21 protein-coding genes are annotated in these 22330 nt (G+C 71.5%); 19 read left to right on the forward strand and 2 right to left on the reverse strand.

The annotated features are described in order from the left end of the window. Nucleotides 1-14: 14 nt before the first annotated feature. The 12 genes from DEI89_RS06110 (at nt 15) to DEI89_RS06165 (ending at nt 12147) form a co-directional block, all read left to right on the forward strand. A complete protein-coding gene (locus DEI89_RS06110) occupies nt 15-368 on the forward strand; it encodes a histidine triad nucleotide-binding protein (protein ID WP_110903144.1) in 354 nt (117 codons plus the stop codon). Then, nucleotides 358-1401, forward strand: coding sequence for a PhoH family protein (locus DEI89_RS06115; protein WP_375334558.1), 1044 nt, complete (start codon nt 358-360; stop codon nt 1399-1401). The genes DEI89_RS06110 and DEI89_RS06115 overlap by 11 nt, the downstream gene beginning before the upstream one ends. Next, nucleotides 1398-1859 (forward strand): rRNA maturation RNase YbeY, encoded by a 462-nt coding sequence (gene ybeY / locus DEI89_RS06120; protein WP_110903145.1) that lies wholly within the window; start codon nt 1398-1400, stop codon nt 1857-1859. Before DEI89_RS06115 ends, ybeY begins: the two co-directional genes overlap by 4 nt. 5 nt (nt 1860-1864) lie before the next feature. After that, nucleotides 1865-3187, forward strand: a complete 1323-nt coding sequence (locus tag DEI89_RS06125) for a hemolysin family protein (protein ID WP_110903146.1) — start codon at nt 1865-1867, stop codon at nt 3185-3187. Next, nucleotides 3184-4122, forward strand: coding sequence for a GTPase Era (era, locus tag DEI89_RS06130; protein ID WP_110903147.1), 939 nt, complete (start codon nt 3184-3186; stop codon nt 4120-4122). The genes DEI89_RS06125 and era overlap by 4 nt, the downstream gene beginning before the upstream one ends. A 56-nt stretch (nt 4123-4178) precedes the next feature. After that, complete coding sequence (locus DEI89_RS06135; RefSeq protein ID WP_146236689.1) at nt 4179-5390, forward strand: sensor histidine kinase; 1212 nt, start codon at nt 4179-4181, stop codon at nt 5388-5390. A gap of 13 nt (nt 5391-5403) precedes the next feature. Next, nucleotides 5404-6102: a response regulator transcription factor gene (locus tag DEI89_RS06140; protein ID WP_258366490.1), complete on the forward strand. Its 699-nt coding sequence runs from the start codon at nt 5404-5406 to the stop codon at nt 6100-6102. Between the two features lie 108 nt (nt 6103-6210). Next, nucleotides 6211-6960, forward strand: a complete 750-nt coding sequence (locus DEI89_RS06145) for an ABC transporter ATP-binding protein (protein ID WP_110903149.1) — start codon at nt 6211-6213, stop codon at nt 6958-6960. Then, nucleotides 6957-8363 (forward strand): FtsX-like permease family protein, encoded by a 1407-nt coding sequence (locus DEI89_RS06150; RefSeq protein WP_110903150.1) that lies wholly within the window; start codon nt 6957-6959, stop codon nt 8361-8363. Before DEI89_RS06145 ends, DEI89_RS06150 begins: the two co-directional genes overlap by 4 nt. Nucleotides 8364-8618: 255 nt before the next feature. Then, nucleotides 8619-10388 carry a 2-isopropylmalate synthase gene (gene leuA, locus DEI89_RS06155; RefSeq protein ID WP_110903151.1) on the forward strand — a complete coding sequence of 590 codons (1770 nt, stop codon included), beginning with the start codon at nt 8619-8621 and terminating at the stop codon, nt 10386-10388. Nucleotides 10389-10507: 119 nt separating this feature from the next. Next, nucleotides 10508-11353: a DNA repair protein RecO gene (gene recO, locus DEI89_RS06160; RefSeq protein ID WP_110903152.1), complete on the forward strand. Its 846-nt coding sequence runs from the start codon at nt 10508-10510 to the stop codon at nt 11351-11353. Beyond that, nucleotides 11350-12147 carry an isoprenyl transferase gene (locus DEI89_RS06165; RefSeq protein ID WP_110903153.1) on the forward strand — a complete coding sequence of 266 codons (798 nt, stop codon included), beginning with the start codon at nt 11350-11352 and terminating at the stop codon, nt 12145-12147. The genes recO and DEI89_RS06165 overlap by 4 nt, the downstream gene beginning before the upstream one ends. Before the next feature lie 20 nt (nt 12148-12167). On the opposite strand, the gene DEI89_RS06170 is transcribed toward DEI89_RS06165, so the two are convergent. Continuing rightward, nucleotides 12168-13118 carry a LysR substrate-binding domain-containing protein gene (locus DEI89_RS06170; protein WP_110903154.1) on the reverse strand — a complete coding sequence of 317 codons (951 nt, stop codon included), beginning with the start codon at nt 13116-13118 and terminating at the stop codon, nt 12168-12170. Nucleotides 13119-13189: 71 nt separating this feature from the next. On the opposite strand from DEI89_RS06170, the gene DEI89_RS06175 reads away from it, so the two are divergent. From DEI89_RS06175 to DEI89_RS17600, 4 genes are all read left to right on the forward strand, one after another. Beyond that, entirely contained in the window at nt 13190-14269 is a 1080-nt protein-coding gene (locus tag DEI89_RS06175; protein ID WP_110903155.1) for an aminotransferase class V-fold PLP-dependent enzyme, read from the forward strand. A 99-nt stretch (nt 14270-14368) separates the two neighbouring features. After that, nucleotides 14369-15754 (forward strand): glycine--tRNA ligase, encoded by a 1386-nt coding sequence (locus tag DEI89_RS06180; protein WP_110903156.1) that lies wholly within the window; start codon nt 14369-14371, stop codon nt 15752-15754. A gap of 182 nt (nt 15755-15936) precedes the next feature. Continuing rightward, entirely contained in the window at nt 15937-16656 is a 720-nt protein-coding gene (locus tag DEI89_RS06185; RefSeq protein WP_110903157.1) for a DsbA family protein, read from the forward strand. Further along, entirely contained in the window at nt 16653-16820 is a 168-nt protein-coding gene (locus tag DEI89_RS17600) for a hypothetical protein (protein WP_181421524.1), read from the forward strand. Before DEI89_RS06185 ends, DEI89_RS17600 begins: the two co-directional genes overlap by 4 nt. A gap of 260 nt (nt 16821-17080) precedes the next feature. Here DEI89_RS17600 and DEI89_RS06190 read toward each other — a convergent pair whose 3' ends face one another. Continuing rightward, nucleotides 17081-17569 carry an aminoacyl-tRNA deacylase gene (locus tag DEI89_RS06190; protein ID WP_110903158.1) on the reverse strand — a complete coding sequence of 163 codons (489 nt, stop codon included), beginning with the start codon at nt 17567-17569 and terminating at the stop codon, nt 17081-17083. A gap of 47 nt (nt 17570-17616) precedes the next feature. Here DEI89_RS06190 and dusB point away from each other — a divergent pair, with 47 nt between their 5' ends. The 3 genes from dusB to dnaG all read left to right on the forward strand — a co-directional run bounded on the left by dusB (nt 17617) and on the right by dnaG (nt 22037). Further along, nucleotides 17617-18771, forward strand: coding sequence for a tRNA dihydrouridine synthase DusB (dusB, locus tag DEI89_RS06195; RefSeq protein ID WP_110903159.1), 1155 nt, complete (start codon nt 17617-17619; stop codon nt 18769-18771). Further along, on the forward strand, nt 18768-20048 hold the full coding sequence (locus tag DEI89_RS06200; protein WP_110903160.1) for a deoxyguanosinetriphosphate triphosphohydrolase: 1281 nt from the start codon (nt 18768-18770) through the stop codon (nt 20046-20048). The genes dusB and DEI89_RS06200 overlap by 4 nt, the downstream gene beginning before the upstream one ends. A 66-nt stretch (nt 20049-20114) precedes the next feature. Then, entirely contained in the window at nt 20115-22037 is a 1923-nt protein-coding gene (dnaG, locus tag DEI89_RS06205) for a DNA primase (protein ID WP_110903161.1), read from the forward strand. Nucleotides 22038-22330: the final 293 nt, after the last annotated feature.

The following is a 22330-nucleotide window of genomic DNA, read 5'->3' on the forward strand; positions in this document are numbered from 1 at the left end:
CTACGATGGTGCCCATGACCAGCACCGAGCCCAGCGTCTTCACGAAGATCGTCACGCGCGAGATCCCGGCGACCATCGTCGCCGAGGACGACCGCGTCATCGCCTTCGAGGACAACGCGCCCAAGGCACCCGTGCACGTGCTCGTCGTCCCGAAGACCCAGGCGTACGCGAACGTGGGCGAGCTCGCGGCCGCCGACCCCGACCTGCTCGCGCACGTCGTCACGACGGCGCAGCGCATCGCCGACGAACGCGCCGGCGGACAGTTCCGACTCGTGTTCAACACCGGCGAAGCCGCCGGCCAGACCGTGTTCCACGTGCACGCGCACGTACTCGCAGGAGACCTGCAGGAAGGCACCCTTGCCAGCTGACGAACCAGCCACCACCGAGCCGGACTCCGTCTCGACCTCCGAACTCACCGTCGACGGCATCGCCATGGTGCAGTTGCTCGGCCCGCAGGACCGCCTGCTGAAGACCGTCGAGCGCCAGTACCCGTCCGTCCGCGTCCTGGTGCGCGGCAACCAGGTCACGCTGTCCGGACCGGAGCGCGACGTCACGCGTGCCCGGGCCCTGGTCGACGAACTCGTCGGGATGGTCCGGCGCGGGCAGGACATCGGGCAGTCGGACATCCCGACCTCTGCGCGCATCATCGACGAAGAGCGCAGCCCGTCGAACGTGTTCGGCACCCCGATCGTCTCGAGCCGCGGCAAGTCGGTGCGCCCGAAGACCGACGGGCAGCGTGCGTACGTCGACGCCATCGACGAGAACACGATCACGTTCGGCATCGGCCCGGCCGGTACCGGCAAGACCTACCTGGCGATGGCGAAGGCCGTCCAGGCCCTGCAGCGACGCGAGGTCTCGCGCATCATCCTCACCCGTCCCGCGGTCGAGGCCGGCGAGCGGCTCGGGTTCCTCCCGGGCACGCTCACCGACAAGATCGACCCGTACCTCCGCCCGCTGTACGACGCGCTCAACGAGATGATGGACCCCGAGCTGGTCCCGAAGCTCCTGGCCGCCGGCACGGTCGAGGTCGCTCCGCTCGCCTACATGCGCGGTCGGACGCTCAACGACTCGTTCGTCGTCCTCGACGAGGCGCAGAACACCACGCCCGAGCAGATGAAGATGTTCCTGACGCGTCTGGGCTTCGGCTCGAAGATGGTGATCACGGGGGACATCACCCAGGTCGACCTGCCGGGCAACGTCTCCGGCCTGCGCCTGGTGACCCGGATCCTGCAGGACGTCGACGACATCCACTTCGCCCGCCTCGGCAGCGAGGACGTGGTGCGCCACACCCTGGTCGGCCGGATCGTCGACGCCTACACCGTCTACGACGAGGAACGACTCGTCGAGCAGGCCGCGAAGCGCCCCCACCAGCAGGACGACCGCCGAGGAGGCACCCGGTGAGCATCGAGCTCAACAACGAGTCCGGTGTGGCGGTGGACGAGGACGTCGTGCAGCGCCTCGCCGCCTTCGCACTCGACGCCATGCACGTGCACGCGGACGCCGAACTCGCGATCGTGTTCGTCGACGAGGGCGCGATGGAGCAGCTGCACATCCGGTGGATGGACGAGCCCGGCCCGACCGACGTCCTGAGCTTCCCGATGGACGAACTGCGTCCGGGAACCGAGGACGAGCCGACGCCCGCCGGGCTCCTCGGAGACATCGTGGTCTGCCCGCAGGTCGCCGAGGAACAGGCGAAGACCGCCGGCCACTCGACGCTCGACGAGATCCTGCTGCTGACCTGCCACGGAATCCTGCACCTGCTCGGCTTCGACCACGCGGAGCCCGAGGAGAAGGCCGAGATGTTCGGTCTGCAGGGCGAGATCCTGACCGCCTTCGCCGCCGCGCGTCGGGGGCGGTGACCGCAGTGCTGCTCGTCGCCGGGCTGCTCGCGGTGGCGTTCCTGCTGGTGGTCCTCGGCGGACTGCTCGCGGCCGCCGACTCCGCGCTGTCGGTCCTCTCGCGCGCCGACCTCGAGGAGATCGCCCGCGGCAGCAAGCGCCGCCGTGCGATCGAGGCCCTGGCGGACGACCCGGGTGCGCACGTCAACGCCCTGAACTTCTTCCGGGTGCTCGCCGAGACGGCCGCCGCGGTGCTCGTGACGATCGCCCTCGTGACGGTGTTCGACACGTGGTGGGTCGCCCTGATCGTGTCCGCGGCCGTGATGACCGCGGTGTCGTTCGTGCTCGTCGGGTCCAGCCCGCGCAGCGTCGGACGCGCCCACGCCGAGGGCATCATCGCCGCCACCGGGGGGTTGGTCCGCGGGGTCCGCATCGTGCTCGGGCCGCTCGCCGGCCTCCTCGTCGCGATCGGCGACCGGGTCACCCCGGGCCGCGTCCGCAGTGCGTCCAGCGTCTCGAGCGAGGAGCAGCTGCTCTCGCTGGTCGACGAAGCCACCGAGAGCAACGTGCTCGAGGCGGACGACCGCGAACTCATCCACTCGGTCTTCGCGTTCAGCGACACCCTGGTGCGCGAGGTCATGGTGCCCCGGACCGACATGGTCACCGCGGACGCCGCCGACACGATCGCGGCGGTCATGGAGCAGTTCCTGGCCACCGGCGTGTCCCGCATGCCGGTCATCGGCCGGGACAGCGACGACGTGCTCGGGGTGGCGTACCTGCGCGACGTGGCCCGGAGCCTCTACGAGCGCCCCGAGGTCGGCGTCCGCCCGGTGCGCACGATGCTCCGGCCGGCCGAGTTCCTGCCGGAGTCGAAGCCCGCCGACGAGACCCTGCGGCACATGCAGCTCGCGAAGAACCACCTGGTGCTCGTGGTCGACGAGTACGGCGGCGTCGCGGGCCTCGTCACGATGGAGGACCTCATCGAGGAACTCGTCGGTGACATCTCGGACGAGTACGACCGCGCCGTGGTCGACCGCGCGGAGATCGAACCGGGGCGTTGGCGCATCTCGGCTCGATTGCCCATCGACGAGCTCGGTGACCTGTTCGGGATCGAACTCGACGACGACGACGTCGACACCGCCGGTGGCCTGCTCACGAAGGAGCTCGGGCACCTGCCCTCCGCCGGGGACGCCGTCACGGTGTCCGGGGTCCTGCTCACCGCGGACCGCGTCGAGGGCAAGCGCCGACACCTCATCACCGTGGTCGCCGAACGGACCGCCGACCTCGCGTCCGCCGAGCAGGCCTTCGGCGACTCCGACCACTCCACGACGGGAACACGAACCACATGACCGACTCCGGACCCGACACCGCGCCCGAGGCGACGACCCCCTACCGCGCGGGCTTCGTCTCCTTCGTCGGTCGCCCGAACGTCGGCAAGTCGACGCTGACCAACGCCCTGGTCGGCCAGAAGGTCGCGATCACCTCGTCGAAGCCGCAGACCACCCGGCGGGCCATCCGCGGCATCGTCCACCGTCCGCACGGGCAGGTCATCGTCGTCGACACCCCCGGTGTGCACCGCCCGCGGACCCTCCTCGGCGAGCGACTCAACGACCTCGTCCAGTCCACGCTCGGCGACGTCGACGTGATCGGGTTCTGCGTGCCCGCGAACGAACCGATCGGGCCGGGCGACCGCTTCATCAACGACACCCTCGACCAGTACCCCCGGGCGAAGAAGGTCGCGATCGTCACGAAGATCGACCGCTCCGGCAAGGAGAAGATCGCCGAGCAGCTGCTCGCGGTGTCCCGGCTCCGCGAATGGGACGCGATCATCCCGACCTCGGGTACCGAGGGCCTGCAGCTCGAGGACCTCCTCGACGAGGTCGTGTCGCTGCTGCCGGAGTCACCGCAGCTGTACGACGACCTCGCCGTCACCGAGGAGACCGACGAAGAGCGGGTCGGCGAGCTCATCCGCGAGGCCGCGCTCGAGGGCGTCCGCGACGAGCTGCCGCACTCGTTGGCCGTCGTCATCGAGGACATGGTCGAACCCGACGCCGACGACGACCCGAACGGCCCGCTGCGCATCTTCGCCAACCTGTTCGTCGAGCGCGACAGCCAGAAGTCGATCGTCATCGGCCACAAGGGCAGCCGGCTCAAGGACGTCGGCACCCGCGCCCGGGTCGAGATCGAGGGCCTGCTCGGTCGTCACGTCTACCTGAACATCCGCGTGAAGGTCGCCAAGGAGTGGCAGCGCGACCCGAAGCAGCTCGGCCGACTGGGGTTCTGACCCGGGTCATCCGACGGTCGGACGCGCCGGGCAGGCGCGCGCCGTACCGTGGGGTGGTGTTCCGTCCCGTTCTCCGCACCCAGCTCGTCGTCGACATCGGCACGGCGGTCCTGCTCGGCGCGCTCGTCGCGATCCTGTCGGCGCAGGGGGTGGACGACGTCGCGGCCCTCGTCACGACCGCGATCCTGTCCCTGGCGCTCGCCCTCCGCCGGGTCGCGCCGGGGCTCGCCCTCGGGATCGCCTGGATCGGTGCCGTCGTCCAGATGGCGACGATGCAGACCGCCGGGATGGCCGACCTGTTCATCTCCGGAGTGCTCTACACCACGAGCGTCTACGGCACCCGGCGCATCCGGGTCGCCGGCCTGGTCTCCGCGATCGTGGGCTCGGTCGTCGCCGGCACCTACATGGGCTTCCGCATCTACGGCGTACCGGGCGTCGGTGGTCCGGAGACCCTGAACCAGGCCGTGCAGTACGGCGCGATGTTGTTCGTCGTCGTCCTCGCGGTCCTGCTGCTGCCCTGGCTCGCCGGCCTGGCCGTCCGGGCCCGCCGCTCGGCGCGGATGAGCCGGGAGGCGCAGCTCCTCGCCGAACGGGACGCCGCGCGAGCGGACCGGAACGTCGCGATCGAGCAGGAGCGCGTCCGGATCGCCCGCGACATGCACGACATCGTGGCGCACTCGCTCGCGGTCGTGATCGCCCAGGCCGACGGTGCCAGGTACGCCCTCCGCGCCGACCCGGGCGTCGCCGACGAGGCCCTCGACACGATCGGCTCGACCGCCCGACGCGCGCTCGGGGACGTCCGCGAGCTGCTCGGGGCACTGCGGCACGAGCAGGGCACCGCTCCGACCCCGGACGTCGACGACATCGAGCGGCTCGTCGGGCAGATGCGCGACGTCGGGCTCGAGGTGCAGGTGGAGCGTGAGGGCGACCCGTCCACCCTGCCGACCACCACCCAGCTCGCCGTGTACCGGATCGTGCAGGAGAGCCTGACGAACGCGTACAAGCACGGGGCTCCCGGCTCGACCGTCCGTGCCCGCTTGACCTACCGCCCGGACACCGTCGAGATCGACGTGGTGAACCGGCGCTCGGAGGACGGCCGACCCGGCCCGGGTACCGGTCACGGACTCGTCGGGATGCGCGAGCGTGCCACGATGTCCGGCGGGAGCATGACGGCCGGACCCCGGGGCGAGGACTTCGCGGTGGCGGTCCGGATGCCCGCCCAGCCGTCGACCGGGCAGATGCCCCGGAACACGATCCCGACCCGATGACGACGAGCAGGGGATGACCGACATGAGCACGAACACGAGCACTCCCGAGGCGGCGCGCATCCGCGTCGCCCTGGTCGACGACCAGGCGCTGTTCCGCACCGGCATCCGGATGCTGATCGGCTCCCAGCCGGACCTGCAGTTCGTGGGAGAAGCCGGCGACGGCGCCGAGGGGATCGAGCTCGTCCGCCGGAACCGCCCGGACGTCGTGCTCATGGACATCCGGATGCCCGTCAAGGACGGCATCAGCGCCACCGCCGACATCGTCTCGAGCGGCTCCGACGCGAAGGTGCTCGTCCTCACCACGTTCGACTTCGACGAGGCGGCCGCGAAGGCCATCCGCGCCGGGGCGAGCGGCTTCGTCCTCAAGGACGCCGACCCGGAGTTCCTGCTCGCGGCGATCCGGACCGTGCATGCCGGCACGACGGTGTTCGCCGCCTCCGCGACCCGCGAGCTGCTCCGGCGCTACGAGGACCCGGCCGACCTCAGGTCGACGGTGCCCCCGGCCTTCGCCGGCCTGACCCCGCGAGAGCGCGAGATCTTCGACCTCGCAGCGCGCGGGCTCAGCAACGCCGAGATCGCGGCCCACGAGTACGTCAGCGAGGCGACCGTGAAGACCCACATCTCGCGGGTCCTCACGAAGCTCGAGCTGCGCGACCGGGTGCGGCTCGTCGTGTTCGCGCACGAGCACGGCCTCGTCACCAGGGGCGACTGAAACATCATCCGCCAGAGGGAGACCGGCCGCGGATCCGCACCGATGGGATGACGGACGCGCGCCGGTCGACGGACGCGGCACGTGCCTCCCGGACGCGATCGTGGAGTCATGACCAGCCACGATCCGATCATCCGACTCGACCACGTGTCCAAGCACTACGGCGACGCCGCTCGCCGGGTGACCGCCCTCGATGACGTCAGCGTCGACATCGGCGCCGGTGAGTTCACCGCCGTGATGGGCCCCTCCGGTTCCGGCAAGTCGACGCTCATGCACGTCGCCGCCGGTCTCGACCAGGTGTCCGCCGGTCGCATCACGATCGACGGGACCGACATCACCGGCCTCGGCGACCGCGAGCTCACCGAACTCCGTCGCCGTCGGCTCGGCTTCGTGTTCCAGTCGTTCAACCTCGTCCCGACGCTCGACGTCAGCGAGAACATCCGGCTGCCGTTCCTGCTCGGCGGGCACAAACCGGACCGCGAGGAGTCGGCGTGGATCGACCGTCTGGTCGAGATGCTCGGGCTCGGCAACCGGCTCACGCACCGCCCGCACGAGCTGTCCGGCGGACAGCAGCAGCGGGTCGCGATCGCTCGGGCGCTCGCCTCGCGCCCCGCCGTCGTCGTCGCCGACGAACCGACCGGAGCGCTCGACTCGCGGACCGGACGCGACGTGCTCGCCATCCTCCGTGGCGCCGTCGAGGAGTGGGGCCAGAGCGTCGTGATGGTGACGCACGACCCCGTCGCCGCCGCCAACGCCGACCGGATCCTGTTCCTCGCCGACGGCCGGGTCGTCGACGACCGGCCGCGCATGGGTGCCGCCGAGATCTCCGCCACGATGCTCGGCATGGAGGCGGCAGCGTGATCGGCACCGTGAACGGCGTCCGGCAGTTCGCACCGACGATCCTCGTCGCAGCGCTCGGCACGACCTTCGGGTCCGCGCTCGTCATCGCCCCGGGCATCGTCGCCGAGGCGATGGCCGCCACGGGGCTCGACGACCTCCGATCGGTCAAGTCGGTCCTCTCGGTGATCGGTTGGCTGTTCCTCGGCATCGCCCTGTACGTCGGTGCGATCGTCACCGCCAACACCTGTGCGACGCTCATCGCCGGCCAGACCCGGGTGATCGCCCTGCAGCGGCTCGTCGGCGCGACCGGTGCCTCGCTCCGGGCACGGATCACGCGGACCGGGCTCGTCGTCGGCCTGCTCGGCGGGGTCATCGGCGCGGTCGTCGGCACCGGGTTCTCGGCGGTGTTCGTCGCCGTGCTCCGCGGGAACGGGTTCCTGCCCGACCGCTCGTACACCCTGCTGCCCTGGGAGCTCGTGCTGCCGGTCGTCGCTGTCGTCCTCGCCACCTGGGGTGCGTTCGCAGCGGGTTCGCGACGCGTGCTCACGGTGACCCCGCTCCAGGCACTCTCCTCGAGCGTCGAGGTCAGCCACGAGGACGTCCGGTCCGGCACCGCGCGCAAGGTCTGGGCGATCATCCTGATGTCCGGGGGAGCGCTGCTCGCGCTGCTCGGGCTGGCGCTCAGCGGCACCACACCGGTCGCCGTCTTCCCGGCAGCGCTCGGCGGGTTCGTGTCCTTCGCCGGGGTCTCGGTCGGAGCCACGATCGTGATGCCGCCGGTCCTGCACGCCATCGGGCGCGTCGGGTCCGCCGACCCGGTCGTCCTGCTCGCGGGGCGGAACGCGATGCGCGCTCCGGCACGGTCCGCGCGCGCCACGATCGGCCTCGTCATCGGCGTCACCCTGCTCGTCACCTTCGCGGTCGCACTCGGGATCATGCAGCACGTCACCGAGTCCACCCTCTCGGGCCAGAGCGGCATCACGCCCGCCATGCTCGAGCAGCAGCGCACCTTCTTCGCACAGCTCAACGCCGTGGTCAGCGTCGTGGTCGGCTTCTCCGCCGTGATCGCTGCCGTCGGGGTCGTCAACGCGCTCGCCCTCGGCGTCCTGCAGCGCCGCCGGGAACTCGGACTGCTGCGCGTCCTCGGTCTGACCGGGGCGCAGGTCCGCCGGATGATCGTCACCGAGGCCGTCCAGATGGTCGTCGCCGCCGTGGTCACCGGACTCGTGCTCGGCACGTTCTACGGCTGGCTGGGCGGGCAGACGCTGCTCGGGATCCTGGGCTCCGTGGTCACGCCGGTCCTGCCGCCGCTGACGATCGCGATCGTGGTCGTCGGAGCCCTGGTCCTCGCGGTCGTCGCGACGGTCGCGCCCGTGCGCGGCGCGATGCGCGTCCCGCCGACGGAAGCGCTCGCGGTGGACTGACGCGGTCGCGTCGGTGACGACGGTCGGACGAGAGAGACGGGAAGGACGGGAGGGACGGTGCCAGCCGGCACCGCGCCTCCCGTCCGTCCGTGCTCCCGTCACACTGTGCGCCACCCGAGGCCCACGGTGCTACCGTGAACCCGATGTACTCGGCACTCCTCCTCCTTCGTCGCCGCGACGAGGCCTGACAACCGGCCCACCTCGTCGCGGAGTCCGTCGTGGCCGCACCGCAACCACACCGACGAAAGCGAACCGATGCAGAACGCGCAGCGCCCCTCCGGGATGCCGACCCACAAGTACGTCCCCTTCTCGGAACAGATCACCGTCGACCTGCCCGACCGCACCTGGCCGACCAAGCAGATCGACCGTGCGCCGCGCTGGTGCGCCGTCGACCTGCGTGACGGCAACCAGGCGCTCATCGACCCGATGGACGCCGATCGCAAGCGGGCGATGTTCGACCTGCTCGTGCGCATGGGCTACAAGGAGATCGAGGTCGGGTTCCCCAGCGCCTCGCAGACCGACTTCGACTTCGTCCGCAGCCTGATCGACGAGGACGCGATCCCCGACGACGTCACGATCCAGGTCCTGACCCAGGCCCGCGAGCACCTCATCGACCGCACGTACGAGGCAATCGACGGGGCGAAGCAGGCCATCGTGCACCTCTACAACTCGACGAGCATCGTGCAGCGCGAGGTCGTCTTCCGCACCGACGTGCAGGGTGTCGTCGACATCGCCGTGGCCGGAGCGCACATGTGCAAGGCGGCGGAGGCCCGGCTGCAGCACGACACGACGGTCTACTACGAGTACTCGCCGGAGTCCTACACGGGCACCGAGCTCGAGGTCGCGGTGCAGATCTGCAACGCCGTGCTCGAGGTCTTCGCGCCGACGCCCGAGCGCAAGGTCATCATCAACCTGCCCGCGACCGTCGAGATGGCGACCCCGAACGTCTACGCCGACTCGATCGAGTGGATGTCGCGGAACCTCGCCCACCGCGAGGACGTCATCCTGTCGCTGCACCCGCACAACGACCGCGGGACCGCCGTCGCCGCTGCCGAGCTGGGGTACATGGCCGGTGCCGACCGCATCGAGGGCTGCCTGTTCGGCAACGGTGAGCGGACCGGCAACGTCGACCTCGTCGCCCTGGGCATGAACCTGTTCACGCAGGGCATCGACCCGGAGATCGACTTCTCGGACATCGACCAGGTCAAGCGCACGGTCGAGTACTGCAACCAGCTGCCGGTGCCGGAGCGCCAGCCGTGGGCGGGTGACCTCGTCTACACGGCGTTCAGCGGCTCGCACCAGGACGCCATCAAGAAGGGGCTCGAGGCCCTCGAGGCCCGTGCAGCCGTCGAGGGTGTCGGCGTCGACGACGTCGTCTGGGCGGTGCCGTACCTGCCGGTCGACCCGAAGGACATCGGCCGCTCGTACGAGGCCGTCATCCGCGTCAACTCGCAGTCCGGCAAGGGCGGCGTCGCGTACCTGCTGAAGACCGACCACGCGCTCGACCTGCCCCGCAAGCTGCAGATCGAGTTCAGCGGGGTCGTGCAGCAGCGCACCGACGCGGAGGGCGGCGAGTTCACCTCTGACCGGATCTGGGACCTGTTCCACGACGAGTACCTGCCCGCCCACGTCGATGACGACAAGTGGGGTCGGTACGAGATCACGAAGACCGCCACGTCGAGCGACTTCGACGGCACGACCAAGCTGTCGGTCGCGATGCGCGTCGACGAGGGCTCGATCACGTCCGAGGCCGTCGGCACCGGTCCGATCGACGCGTTCCTCACGGTGATGAAGGAGCAGGGCGTCGCGGTCACGCTGTACGACTACTCGGAGCACACGATGAGCGCCTCGGGTGACGCGCAGGCGGCGTCCTACGTCGAGCTCGACGTCGACGGCGTCCGGCTGTGGGGCGTCGGGATCGACGCCGACATCGCGACGGCCTCGCTCAAGGCGATCGTCTCCGCGGTGAACCGCGCCGTGCGCGCCGGCGCCGCCTCCGGCGCCCCGGAGCTCGTCTCCGCGTAGCCCTTCCGGCGGAACAACGGTGTTCGTCTGCCGAGCACCGGCATCGCGCGGTGTTCGGGACGAAGACCGGTGTCCCGCGCACGGGGCGAGCTGTCGGCGGCGCGGGGGATACTGGGGGCATGCCGCTGTACCGGGACGAGTGCGTCGTGTTGCGCACCCACAAGCTCGGTGAGGCCGACCGCATCGTCACGATGCTCAGCCGGGAGCACGGCAAGATCCGCGCCGTCGCGAAGGGCGTCCGGCGCACCGCGTCGAAGTTCGGCTCGCGCCTCGAACCGTTCATGGTCGTCGACGCCCAGTTCTACGAGGGCCGCTCGCTCGACATCGTCACGCAGGCGGAGTCCCTCGGCGCGTACGGCGCCCGCATCGTGGCCGACTACGGCGCGTACACCGCCGCGAGCGCGATGGTCGAGACCGCCGACCGACTGAGCGAGGCGGACGCCGGCCTGCAGCAGTACCTGCTGCTCGTCGGTGCACTGCGGTCACTGTCGCGCGGTGAGCACCAGCCGAGTGCCACCCTCGACTCGTACCTGCTCCGCGCGATGAGCATCGCTGGGTGGGCGCCGTCCTTCAGCGACTGCGCCGTCACCGGGGAGCCCGGACCGCACTCGGCGTTCGTCGTGCAGCTCGGCGGGGTCGTGGCGGACTCGGCCGCGCCTCCCGGCACGCCGCGCCTGGACCCGGCGACGCTCGCCGTCCTCGGGCAGCTGCTGGCGGGGGACTGGGGCAGTGTCGACGTGACCGATGAGCGGACGAGATCACGGGCCTCCGGCGTGGTCGCGGCGTACGCGCAGTGGCACCTGGAACGATCGCTCCGTTCGTTGCCGCACGTCGACCGCACCGAGCACCCGTCGCCGCTCGCCCCGCACCCCGGTGGTGTGCCGGCGGCGGTCGCAGCGGTGCCGGCGCCCGACGTGCCGACGCCCGACGACCACGACCCCGTCCCCGGAGGAACCCGCGCATGAGCCCTCGCCCCGCCGCCGAGCCGGGTCCGTTCCTGCCCGTCGACTGGACGGGCGAGCAGCCCCCGGCGATCCCGAAGCGCTTCGTCCCGGGCCACGTGGCGATCGTGATGGACGGCAACGGCCGGTGGGCGAACCAGCGCGGGCTCACCCGCATCGAGGGGCACAAGGCCGGTGAGGCCTCACTGCTCGACGTCGTCGCCGGCGCGATCCAGATCGGCGTCACGCACGTCTCCGCGTACGCGTTCTCGACCGAGAACTGGAAGCGTTCGCCCGAAGAGGTCCGGTTCCTGATGGGCTTCAACCGCGACGTCATCCGCCGTCGTCGGGATCAGCTCGACGAGTGGGGCGTGCGGGTCCGCTGGGCCGGTCGCACCCCGAAGCTCTGGCGCAGCGTCATCGACGAGCTGCAGACCGCCGAGGAGATGACGGCCTCGAACGACGTCCTGACCCTCACGATGTGCGTCAACTACGGCGGTCGGAACGAGATCGCCGACGCGGTGCGCGGGATCGCGGACGACGTGGCGGCCGGGCGCCTGAAGCCGAGCCAGGTCACCGAGAAGACCCTGGCGAAGCGGTTGTACGTGCCCGAGTTGCCGGACGTCGACCTGTTCCTCCGCAGCTCGGGTGAGCAGCGGACGAGCAACTTCCTGCTCTGGCAGTCGGCGTACGCCGAGATGGTGTTCCTCGACCGGCTCTGGCCCGACTTCCGGCGCACCGACCTCTGGGGTGCGATCGAGGAGTACGCCAGCCGCGACCGCCGCTACGGCGGCGCGGTCGACACACCGACCGCGTAGGCACGGGAGTCGGCCGCGCGTCAGGCGAGGAGGTGTGCCGCCGACCGCACCGCTTCCAGCGCCGCCCGGACGCTCGGCACGCGCTCCGCCCCGCGGGCCACGACCACCTCGACGCGCCGAGCCAGGTCGTCGTCCACGGGGTCGACCGACACTCCGGCGGGGATGACCGTCGTCGCGAGCGCGAGCCGGGGGAGCAGCGCCACCCCGAGCCCGGCGGCGACGAGTCCCACGACCGCGGCCGCGTTGTCCGTCTCGAGGACGATCTCCGGCGTGAACCCCGCCGTCGCGCACGAGGCGAGCAGGTGGCCGCGGCACCGCGGGCACCCGCCGATCCAGCGGGCGTCGCGGTGGGACGCGAGGTCCACGGCGGTGGAGCCGGCGGGGCGGACGGCATCCGGGCCTCCCGGCAGGCCGCCACCGTCCGCAGCGACCGGCGTCACCAGGGCGAGCGGGTCACGCCCGAGCGGACGGGTGACGAGCCCCGGGTCCGGGACGGCCCCGACCTCGTCGCCGGCGTAGGTGAAGGTGAGTGCGACGTCGACCTCGCCGCCACGCAGCAGATCGAGCGCCTCGGGCGGTTCGACCTCGACGTACGAGGTCGTCACGCCCGGAGCCGTCACCGCCATCCGGGCGAGCACCGCGGGCACCAGGGCGGACGAGGCACTCGGGAAGCCGGCCAACCGCACGCGCCCACGGGTGAGCCCGCCGACGGCGTCGAGGTCCTCGCGGGCGGCGGTCAGTGCGGCCTGCACGTGCAGGGCATGGTCGGCGAGCACCTGCCCGGCGTGTGTGAGGGTCGCGCCGCGTGCACCGCGTAGGACGAGCGCGTGCCCGAGACGCTGTTCCGCCCGGGTGAGCAGCTGACTGACGGCCGGTTGGCTCGACCCGAGCGCGACGGCAGCGCGGGTGATCGACCCGCTGTCGGCGACGGCTCGGAGGACTCGGAGCAGCTGCGGGTCGATGTCGTCCATCACGCGATGTTACCGGTGGCACAACGAAGCTGCTCTGGCGTGATGGCTCCGGTGGAGGGACCCTGTCGGACATGGACTCGTTCCCCACGGACTCGTTCCCCGCCGGCCGCGGGTACCTCGCTGCGTGCACCGCCGGCCTCCCGTCGAGCGGCACCCTCGCCGCGCAACGCGCAGACCTCGACGCCTGGTCCCGTGCCGAGACCTCGCCGGCCCACTACGGCGCCCTCGTCGAGGAGGGGCGCGCGCTCTTCGCGGACCTGGTCGACGTCCCGGCAGCGCGGGTCGCGACCGGATCGCAGACCTCGGTGATGGCCGCCGTCGTCGCCGACGCCCTGCCCGACGGCGCCGAGGTGGTCGTCCCCGACGGCGACTTCAGCTCCGTCGTCTTCCCCTTCCTGGCGCAGGCGCACCGCGGCGTCCGGGTCCGGAGCGTCCCCCTCGTCGAACTCGCCGCGTCGATCGGCCCGGACACCGCGCTCGTCGCCTGGTCAGCCGTGCAGTCCGCCACCGGCGTCGTCACCGACCCCGACCCGGTCGTCGCCGCGGCCCGACGCGTCGGAGCACTCACGCTGTGCGACCTCACGCAGGCCGCCGGCGTCCTCCCCGTGTCCGCCGCTCCCTTCGACGTCACCATCACCCACGCCTACAAGTGGCTCTGCGCACCCCGCGGGGTCGCCTTCATGACGCTCTCCGACACCGCGCTCGGCCGACTGCGGCCCGTGCAGGCCGGGTGGTACGCGGGGCAGGACGTCTGGTCCTCCTGCTACGGGCCCGCCATGCGGCTGGCCGACGACGCCCGCCGCTTCGACGTCTCGCCGGCCTGGCAGGCGTGGCCCGGCGCGGTCGCCGCCCTCCGGCACGCCACCTCGCTCGACGCGCAGTCGACCTGGAGGCACGCCACCGGTCTCGCAGACCGGCTCTGCGACGCCCTGGGGGCGCCGCGGCAGGGGCAGCATTCGGGCGGGCAGGCGATCATCACCTTCCCAGACGCCGACGGCACCGGGCTGCGTGCGCTCACCGCCGCAGGACTCACCGCCTCGGGGCGGGCCGGACGGCTGCGGATCGCGTTCCACCTGTGGAACGACGAGGACGACGTGCGCACCGCGGCGGCGGCGCTGGCGGGGGTGGAGCCGGGCGCGTCGAGCAGGTGAGGCGTCCGGGCGGGGGCGGGATGGGCCTCCCGGGCCGCTAGCATTGCCGGGTCCGCCCGCAACACCGAGCACCCAGCTCGGCGAACACAGGAGCTCCACGTGGCACAGCCCTCCCGTCTCGACAGCGTCATCGCCCTGGCCAAGCGCCGTGGGTTCGTCTTCCAGTCGGGGGAGATCTACGGCGGATCCCGCTCCGCATGGGACTACGGGCCCCTCGGTGTGGAGCTCAAGGAGAACATCAAGCGCCAGTGGTGGCAGCGGTTCGTCCGCGGCCGCGGTGACATGGTCGGCCTGGACTCCGCCGTCATCCTGCCCCGCAAGGTGTGGGAGGCCTCCGGGCACGTCGCGACCTTCACCGACCCGCTCGTCGAGTGCCTGCACTGCCACCACCGCTTCCGCGAGGACCACCTGCTCGAGGCGTTCGAGGCGAAGAAGGGCCGCGCGCCCGAGGGTGGCATGGCCGAGATCGCCTGCCCGAACTGCGGCACCCGCGGCGAGTGGACCGAGCCCCGCGAGTTCAGCGGCATGCTCAAGACCTACCTCGGGCCGGTCGAGTCGGAGGAGGGCCTGAACTTCCTGCGCCCGGAGACGGCGCAGGGCATCTTCGTCGACTTCGCGCAGGTGGTCACGACCAGCCGCATGAAGCCCCCGTTCGGCATCGGTCAGGTCGGCAAGGCGTTCCGCAACGAGATCACGCCGGGCAACTTCATCTTCCGCACCCGCGAGTTCGAGCAGATGGAGATCGAGTACTTCGTCCCGCCGGCCTCGGCCCAGGAGCACTACGAGCAGTGGATCGCCGACGCCGTCGCGTTCTACACCGACCTCGGCATCGACCCGGAGAACCTCCGCCGCTTCGACGTGCCGGACGGCGAGCGGGCGCACTACTCCGACGCGACCGCCGACATCGAGTACCGCTTCGGGTTCGCCGGCACCGAGTGGGGCGAGCTCATGGGCGTCGCGAACCGCACCGACTTCGACCTGAAGAACCACATCGAGGCGTCGGGGCAGGACCTCCGCTACTTCGACCAGGCCGCGAACGAGAAGTACGTGCCGTACGTCATCGAGCCGTCCTTCGGCCTGACCCGTGCGCTCATGGCGTTCCTGCTCGACTCCTACCACGAGGACGAGGCCCCGAACGCGAAGGGCGGCGTCGACAAGCGCACCGTGCTGCGCCTCGACCCGCGCCTGGCGCCCGTGAAGGCCGCGGTCCTGCCGCTGTCCCGCAACGAGCAGCTGTCGCCGGTCGCCCGCGGCCTGGCCGACGACCTGCGCAAGACCTGGAACGTGGACTTCGACGACGCCGGCGCGATCGGCCGTCGCTACCGGCGCCACGACGAGATCGGTACGCCGTTCTGCATCACGGTCGACTTCGACACGCTCGAGGACAAGGCCGTCACGGTGCGCGAGCGCGACACGATGGGCCAGGAGCGCGTCGGCCTCGACCGCCTGCAGGGCTTCCTGGCCGAGCGGCTGCTCGGCGCGTAGCGGCGCGGTCACGGCCGCGCGGTGCCGGTCGGACTCGCCCAACAGGAACCGCCCCGCGCCACGGGATCCCGTGGCGCGGGGCGGTTTCCGTTGTGCCCAGCCGGACGACGCCGTGCCGCCGTGCCGGCGTAGCGCCGTGTCGGCGCCGGGAATGCGCGGCACCGGCGCGCGTTGGGCTCAGCATGGACGACTCCGTGAAGGTCGATGTCTGGTCGGACATCGCCTGCCCCTGGTGCTACATCGGCAAGCGCAAGTTCGAGGCGGGCGTCTCCGCGTTCGGCGGCCCGGTCGAGGTCGAGTACCACTCCTTCGAGCTGAGCCCGGACACCCCCGTCGACTTCGAGGGCACCGAGGCCGAGTTCCTCTCGCAGCACAAGGGCCTCCCGGTGCAGCAAGCCCAGCAGATGATCGACCAGGTCGCCGGCATCGCCGCCCAGGTCGACCTGCACTACGACTACGACGCCCTGCGGCACACGAACACCGTCAAGGCGCACCAGGTCATCCACGTCGCGAAGCAGCACGGCAAGCAGCTCGAGATGGTCGAGCGGCTCTTCACCGCCTACTTCGAACGCGGCGAGCACGTCGGGCAGGACGAGTCGCTGGCCGACCTCGCCGCCGAGGTCGGGCTCGACCGCGACGAGGTCCTCGCCACCCTCCGCGACGACGCCCAGCTCGCCGCCGTCCGCGCCGACCAGGAGCAGGCCCAGGCGTACGGCATCAACGGCGTCCCGTTCTTCGTCATCGACGGCAAGTACGGCGTCTCCGGTGCACAGGACCCGGCGGTGTTCGAGCAGGTCCTCCGTCAGGTGGTCGCCCTCCGTGAGGCCACCCCCGCCGAGGTGGCCGAGGCCGCCCAGCGCGCCGAGGACGACGCGGCAGCGGATGCCGAGGCGACCCGATGACGGGCGCGGCGGTTCCGCTGGGTGCCGGGTCGGGCCTCCCGGCCGGCCTGGAGGGACGACCCGCACTGCTGACGTTCGTCACGCCCGGCGGCGCCCCCGTCTGCGAGGGCGACTCGTGCTTCGTGCCGGGCGCCGAGGGGGACTGGTCCGAGGTCCCGGACTGACGGCGCCTGCCGTCACGGGGCGGCGCGGCCCGCTCGGTGCCGTGCGCGCCGTCACCGTCCGCGTCGCCGCGCCCCGTTCCGTGTCCGCCGTCGGCGGCGTGGCGCCCCGTCACGAACATCGCGCCCTGTTCCGACGGGGCGCTACGTGCGGAACGGGGCGCGACGCGCGCACGGGTGCGCGACCGGTGCGACGTGCGCGGCGGGGCTCGACCGGTGCGACGTGCGCAGTGGGGCGCGACCCGCGCGCTGCGCGACGCCCGTCAAGGGCGGACGGGTTCCTCGTCGGTGATGTCGGCGACCGTCGCGCCGTAGGCGGCGACGAGGGCATCGCCGTCGACGAAGGCGCTCGCGCCGTGCCGCCCGGCACCGAGGGCGATCCGTCGCCCGAGCACCCGCTCGTCGGCGAAGACGGGCAGGTCACCGGTCGCGCCGATCGGGGTGATGGTGCCGCGCTCGTAGCCGCTCGCATCGAGGGCGGTCGCCGCATCGGGCATCGAGAGCTTGTTCACGCCGACGACCGTGCGGAGCTTCTTCCACGCGATGCTCCGCCCGCCGGGGACGAGCGCCAGCAGGAAGCCACCGTCGTGCCGCTTCACGACCAGGGTCTTCACGATGTCGCCGGGATCGATGCCGAGCAGTGCCGCGGCGCCCTCCAGCGAGTCGGCGGCAGGACGCTCGACGACCTGCACGTCGAGGCCGCGGGCGGCGGCGTCGGAGTCGAAGCGGGTGACGGCATCCGGAACGGTCATGTGGAGAACGCTACCCGCGGGCGACGACGTGGGAGAATGGGTGTCGTATGACGATCACACAAGCAGCAGCAGCACCACTGCGCATCGGCCCGATCCAGGTCGATGCGCCCGTCGTGCTCGCCCCGATGGCCGGCATCACGAACATGGCGTACCGCCGCCTCTGCCGTGAGTACGGCGCCGGGTTGTACGTGTGCGAGATGATCACGTCCCGTGCCCTGGTCGAGCGGACGCCCGAGTCGATGCGGCTCATCCGGCACCACGAGTCCGAGACGCCGCGGTCGATCCAGCTGTACGGCGTCGAGCCGAACACCGTCGCAGAAGCCGCCACGATCCTGGTCGGCGAAGACCGCGCGGACCACATCGACCTGAACTTCGGCTGCCCGGTGCCGAAGGTCACGCGGAAGGGCGGCGGAGCGGCACTGCCGTGGAAGCTCGACCTGTTCCGCGACCTCGTCACGAAGACCGTCAAGGCCGCAGGCGACGTCCCGGTCACCGTGAAGATGCGCAAGGGCATCGACGGTGACCACCTGACCTACCTCGACGCCGCCCGCATCGCGCGCGACGCCGGTGTCGCGAGCGTCGCGCTGCATGCCCGCACCGCCAACGAGCACTACTCCGGGCAGGCCGACTGGTCGGCGATCGCGACCCTCAAGGAGACGATCACCGACATCCCGGTCCTCGGCAACGGGGACATCTGGTCCGCCGCCGACGCCCTGCGGATGGTCGACGAGACCGGCTGCGACGGCGTGGTCGTCGGTCGTGGGTGCCTCGGCCGCCCGTGGCTGTTCGGCGACCTCGCGGCGGCGTTCCGTGGCGAGGACCTCCGTGCGGCGCCGAGCCTCGGCGACGTCGCGGTCGCCTTCCGTCGGCATGCCGAACTGCTCGTCGAGTTCTTCGAGTCGGAAGAGCACGGTTGCCGGGACATCCGGAAGCACGTGGCCTGGTACTTCAAGGGCTACCCGATCGGTGGCGAGGTCCGCTCCGGCCTGGCGATGGCCTCCAGCCTGCAGGAGATCGACGACCTGCTCGGCCAGCTCGACTGGGCCGCGCCCTACCCCGGCGCCGACGTCGAGGGCCCGCGTGGTCGTGCCGGTCACGCGAAGCGGACCGCGCTGCCGGACCGCTGGCTCGAGAGCCGCGACGTCGACTCGGAGTTCCGCAAGGTCCTGGCCGCCGCCGAGATGCACCACAGCGGCGGATGAGCGCCACCTCGTCGTACGGTCCGGCCGACGCCGACCGCTGGTTCCCCGAGGAACACGGCAACCGGCGGAGCGACTTCGCCCGCGACCGTGCCCGCCTGCTGCACTCCAGTGCGCTGCGACGCCTGGCCGCGAAGACCCAGGTGCTCAGCCCGACGACGGGCCTGGACTTCGCCCGGAACCGCCTGACGCACTCGCTCGAGGTCGCCCAGGTCGGGCGCGAGCTCGCCGACAGCCTGGGGCTCGATCCGGACGTCGTCGACACGGCATGCCTGGCGCACGACATCGGCCACCCACCGTTCGGCCACAACGGCGAGACCGCGGTCAACGCCTGGGCCGTCGGCATCGGCGGGTTCGAGGGCAACGCGCAGACCCTCCGACTGCTCACCCGGCTCGAGCCGAAGGTCTACGGCGACGACGGACGCGCCTACGGACTGAACCTGACGCGCGCTTCCCTGGACGCCAGCTGCAAGTACCCGTGGCCGGCGTCCCAGGGCGTCGGCGAAGCATCGTCCGGGCGCACGAAGTTCGGCTTCTACGACGACGACCACGAGGCGTTCGCCTGGCTCCGTGCCGGCGCACCCCGTCGGCAGCGCTGCATCGAGGCCCAGGTGATGGACCTGTCCGACGACATCGCGTACTCGGTGCACGACTTCGAGGACGCCGTGGTCGCGGGCTTCATCGACGTCGCAGCGCTCGGGGACCGGGTCGGCGAGAACGACATCGTCACCGCCATGCACGCGTGGGTGGGCGACGACCTCAGCCGCGACGAACTGCTCGAGGCGTTCGACCGGCTGCGTGGGATGTCGCTCTGGATGACCGCCTACGACGGCTCCCGGCAGGACCAGGCCCGTCTCAAGAACCTGACCAGTCAGCTCATCGGGCGGTTCGCCCGCACCGCGACGACCGCCACGCGGCAGGCGTACGCCTCCGGGTCGCTCGTCCGGTTCGCGGCGAGCGTGGTCACCCCGCCGGAGATCATCGGCGAGATCGCCGTCCTCAAGGGCATCGTCGCGGCATTCGTGATGACGCAGGGGGACCGACAGCCCGTCTACGAGGACCAGCGGCGGATCCTGACCGAGCTGCTCGACGCGATAGCCGCGCGCGAGGACTCGGCGCTCGAGCCCGGGTTCGCCGCCGACTGGCGCGCCGCCGGGGACGACGCCGGGCGACTCCGGGCCGTCGTCGACCAGGTCGCCAGCCTCACGGACCAGGGTGCCCTGGCGTGGCACAAGCGCCTGGTCGTGGGGGAGCGCGAGCCCGTCCACATCGCGGTCTGAGCCGTCGCCGACCACCGCCGTCCACGCCGGTCGGTCGTCGTCGGCGCGCCGAACTAGAATCGTCGGGTGGCAGGGCTGATCGCGCGGAACGACATCGACGAGGTCCGCGCGCGCGTCGACATCGCCGACGTCGTGGGCGATTACGTCACGCTGAAGTCCGCCGGCGTCGGCTCGCTCAAGGGCCTGTGCCCCTTCCACGACGAGCGCACCCCGTCGTTCCACGTCCGCCCCCAGGTCGGCCGGTACCACTGCTTCGGCTGTGGCGAGGACGGCGACGTCTTCAGCTTCCTGATGTCCCAGGACCACACGACCTTCCAGGAGGCCGTCGAGCGGATGGCCGCGAAGATCGGCTTCACGCTCCACTACGAAGAGGGCGACGGCCCCCGCACCGACTACAACGCCCGTGCCCGGCTGATCGCGGCGAACGAGGCCGCGCTGGCGTTCTTCACCGCGCAGCTGACCACGGCTGCCGCCGAGCCGGCACGCCGGTTCCTCGGGGAGCGCGGCTTCGACCCGGCGGCCGCGCAGCACTTCGGCGTCGGGTTCGCCCCCAAGTCGTTCGACGCACTCAAGGACCACCTGCGCGGCCTGCGGTTCAGCATCGACGAGATCGTCGCGGCCGGTCTGGTCAGCCAGGGTGACCGGTCCCCGTACGACCGGTTCCGCGGACGCCTGATGTGGCCGATCCGCGACGTCACCGGGGCGACGATCGGGTTCGGAGCCCGCCGCCTGCTCGAGGACGACAAGGGCCCGAAGTACCTGAACACGCCGGAGACCCCGATCTACCACAAGAGCCAGGTGCTCTACGGGCTCGACCTGGCCCGCAAGGAGATCGCGAAGGGCAAGCAGGTCGTCATCGTCGAGGGCTACACCGACGTCATGGCGTGCCACCTCGCCGGCATCACCACCGCGGTCGCCACCTGTGGCACGTCGTTCGGCGTCGACCACATCAAGGTCCTCCGCCCGATGCTCGGCGACTCCGCCGGACAGCACGTCTCGCAGCTCGGGCAGATCGTGTTCACGTTCGACCCGGACGAGGCGGGGCAGCGCGCCGCCTCCCGCGCGTTCGCCGAGGAGCAGCGTTTCGCCTCGCAGACGTACGTCGCGGTCGCTCCGGGCGGGCTCGACCCGTGCGACCTCCGACTGGCCCGCGGGGACGACGCGATCCGCCGCCTGGTGGAGAACCGCCGCCCGATGTTCGAGTTCATGATCCGCCGCCGGCTCGACGGCCACGACCTGGACACGGTAGAGGGCCGGGTCGGCGGGCTCCGCGAGTGCGCACCCGTCATCGCGGACATCCGCGACCGGGCACTCGCCGACGGCTACATCCGGAACACCGCCGGGTGGCTCGGGATGGACATCGAGGACGTCCGCCGTGCGGTCGCCGCGGTCCGTCGTCGTCCGGCAGACGGCGCGCAGGGCTCTCGTGCGGGAGGCGCGTCCGGCGCCGGGCAGACCGGGTCCGGACACAACGGCGATGGTCCGGTCGTGCCCGAGGAGCCGCAGGCGAGCATCCGGTCGCTGCCGGACGACCCGATCGCGCGGATGGAGCGCGACGCGGTGATGGCGATGGTGCAGCAGCCGCAGTCCGTCGGCGTCCCACTGCTCGTGCTGGCGGCGTCGGCGACGTTCTCGGCGCGCATGCTCTCGGTCGTCCGTGACGCCGTCATCGCGAACATCGACGCGGTGGGGGACCGGGCGTGGCTCGACAAGCTGCTCGGCGACGTACCGGCCCCGTTCCGATCACTCGTGCAGGAGCTCGCACTCGCACCGATCCCGGCCCGCTCGGACGAGGACCTGGCGATCTACTGCCGAGGCATCGTGGTCGCCCTGGTGGAACGCGACCTGCTCGCGCGGAAGGCATCGCTGCTCGGACAACTGCAGCGCACCGACCCGTCCGACCAGGAGCGTCGGGCAGATGTGCAGCGCCAGCTGATGGACCTCGACGCCCAGCGGATGCGGCTCCGCGCGGACACTCCCGGCGCCTGAGCGCGCCACGGCACCGCACCCTGCCGAGGAGCGTCGGGTGCGCTCGGGACGCCCGCGATCCCCGCGGAACCGAGGAGTTGCCCCACGCAACAGTCGACGTCGGGGCGCAAGGAAGCTGCGCGCCGCGCCGGACACACCGCCTCCGATCATGCGCTCGCAGGCGCGATCCTGCGTTACAGCGGTGTAAACAATCGGTCCCCGGTGCCTCCTGATGTCTGGCATGGTGTGACCATTGAACGTCCCTGCGACCGGACACAGCCCGTTCCACTCGGTCCCAGGACTCCTGCAACCAC

The organism is Curtobacterium sp. MCBD17_030 (genome assembly GCF_003224255.1).
Taxonomy (GTDB): domain Bacteria; phylum Actinomycetota; class Actinomycetes; order Actinomycetales; family Microbacteriaceae; genus Curtobacterium.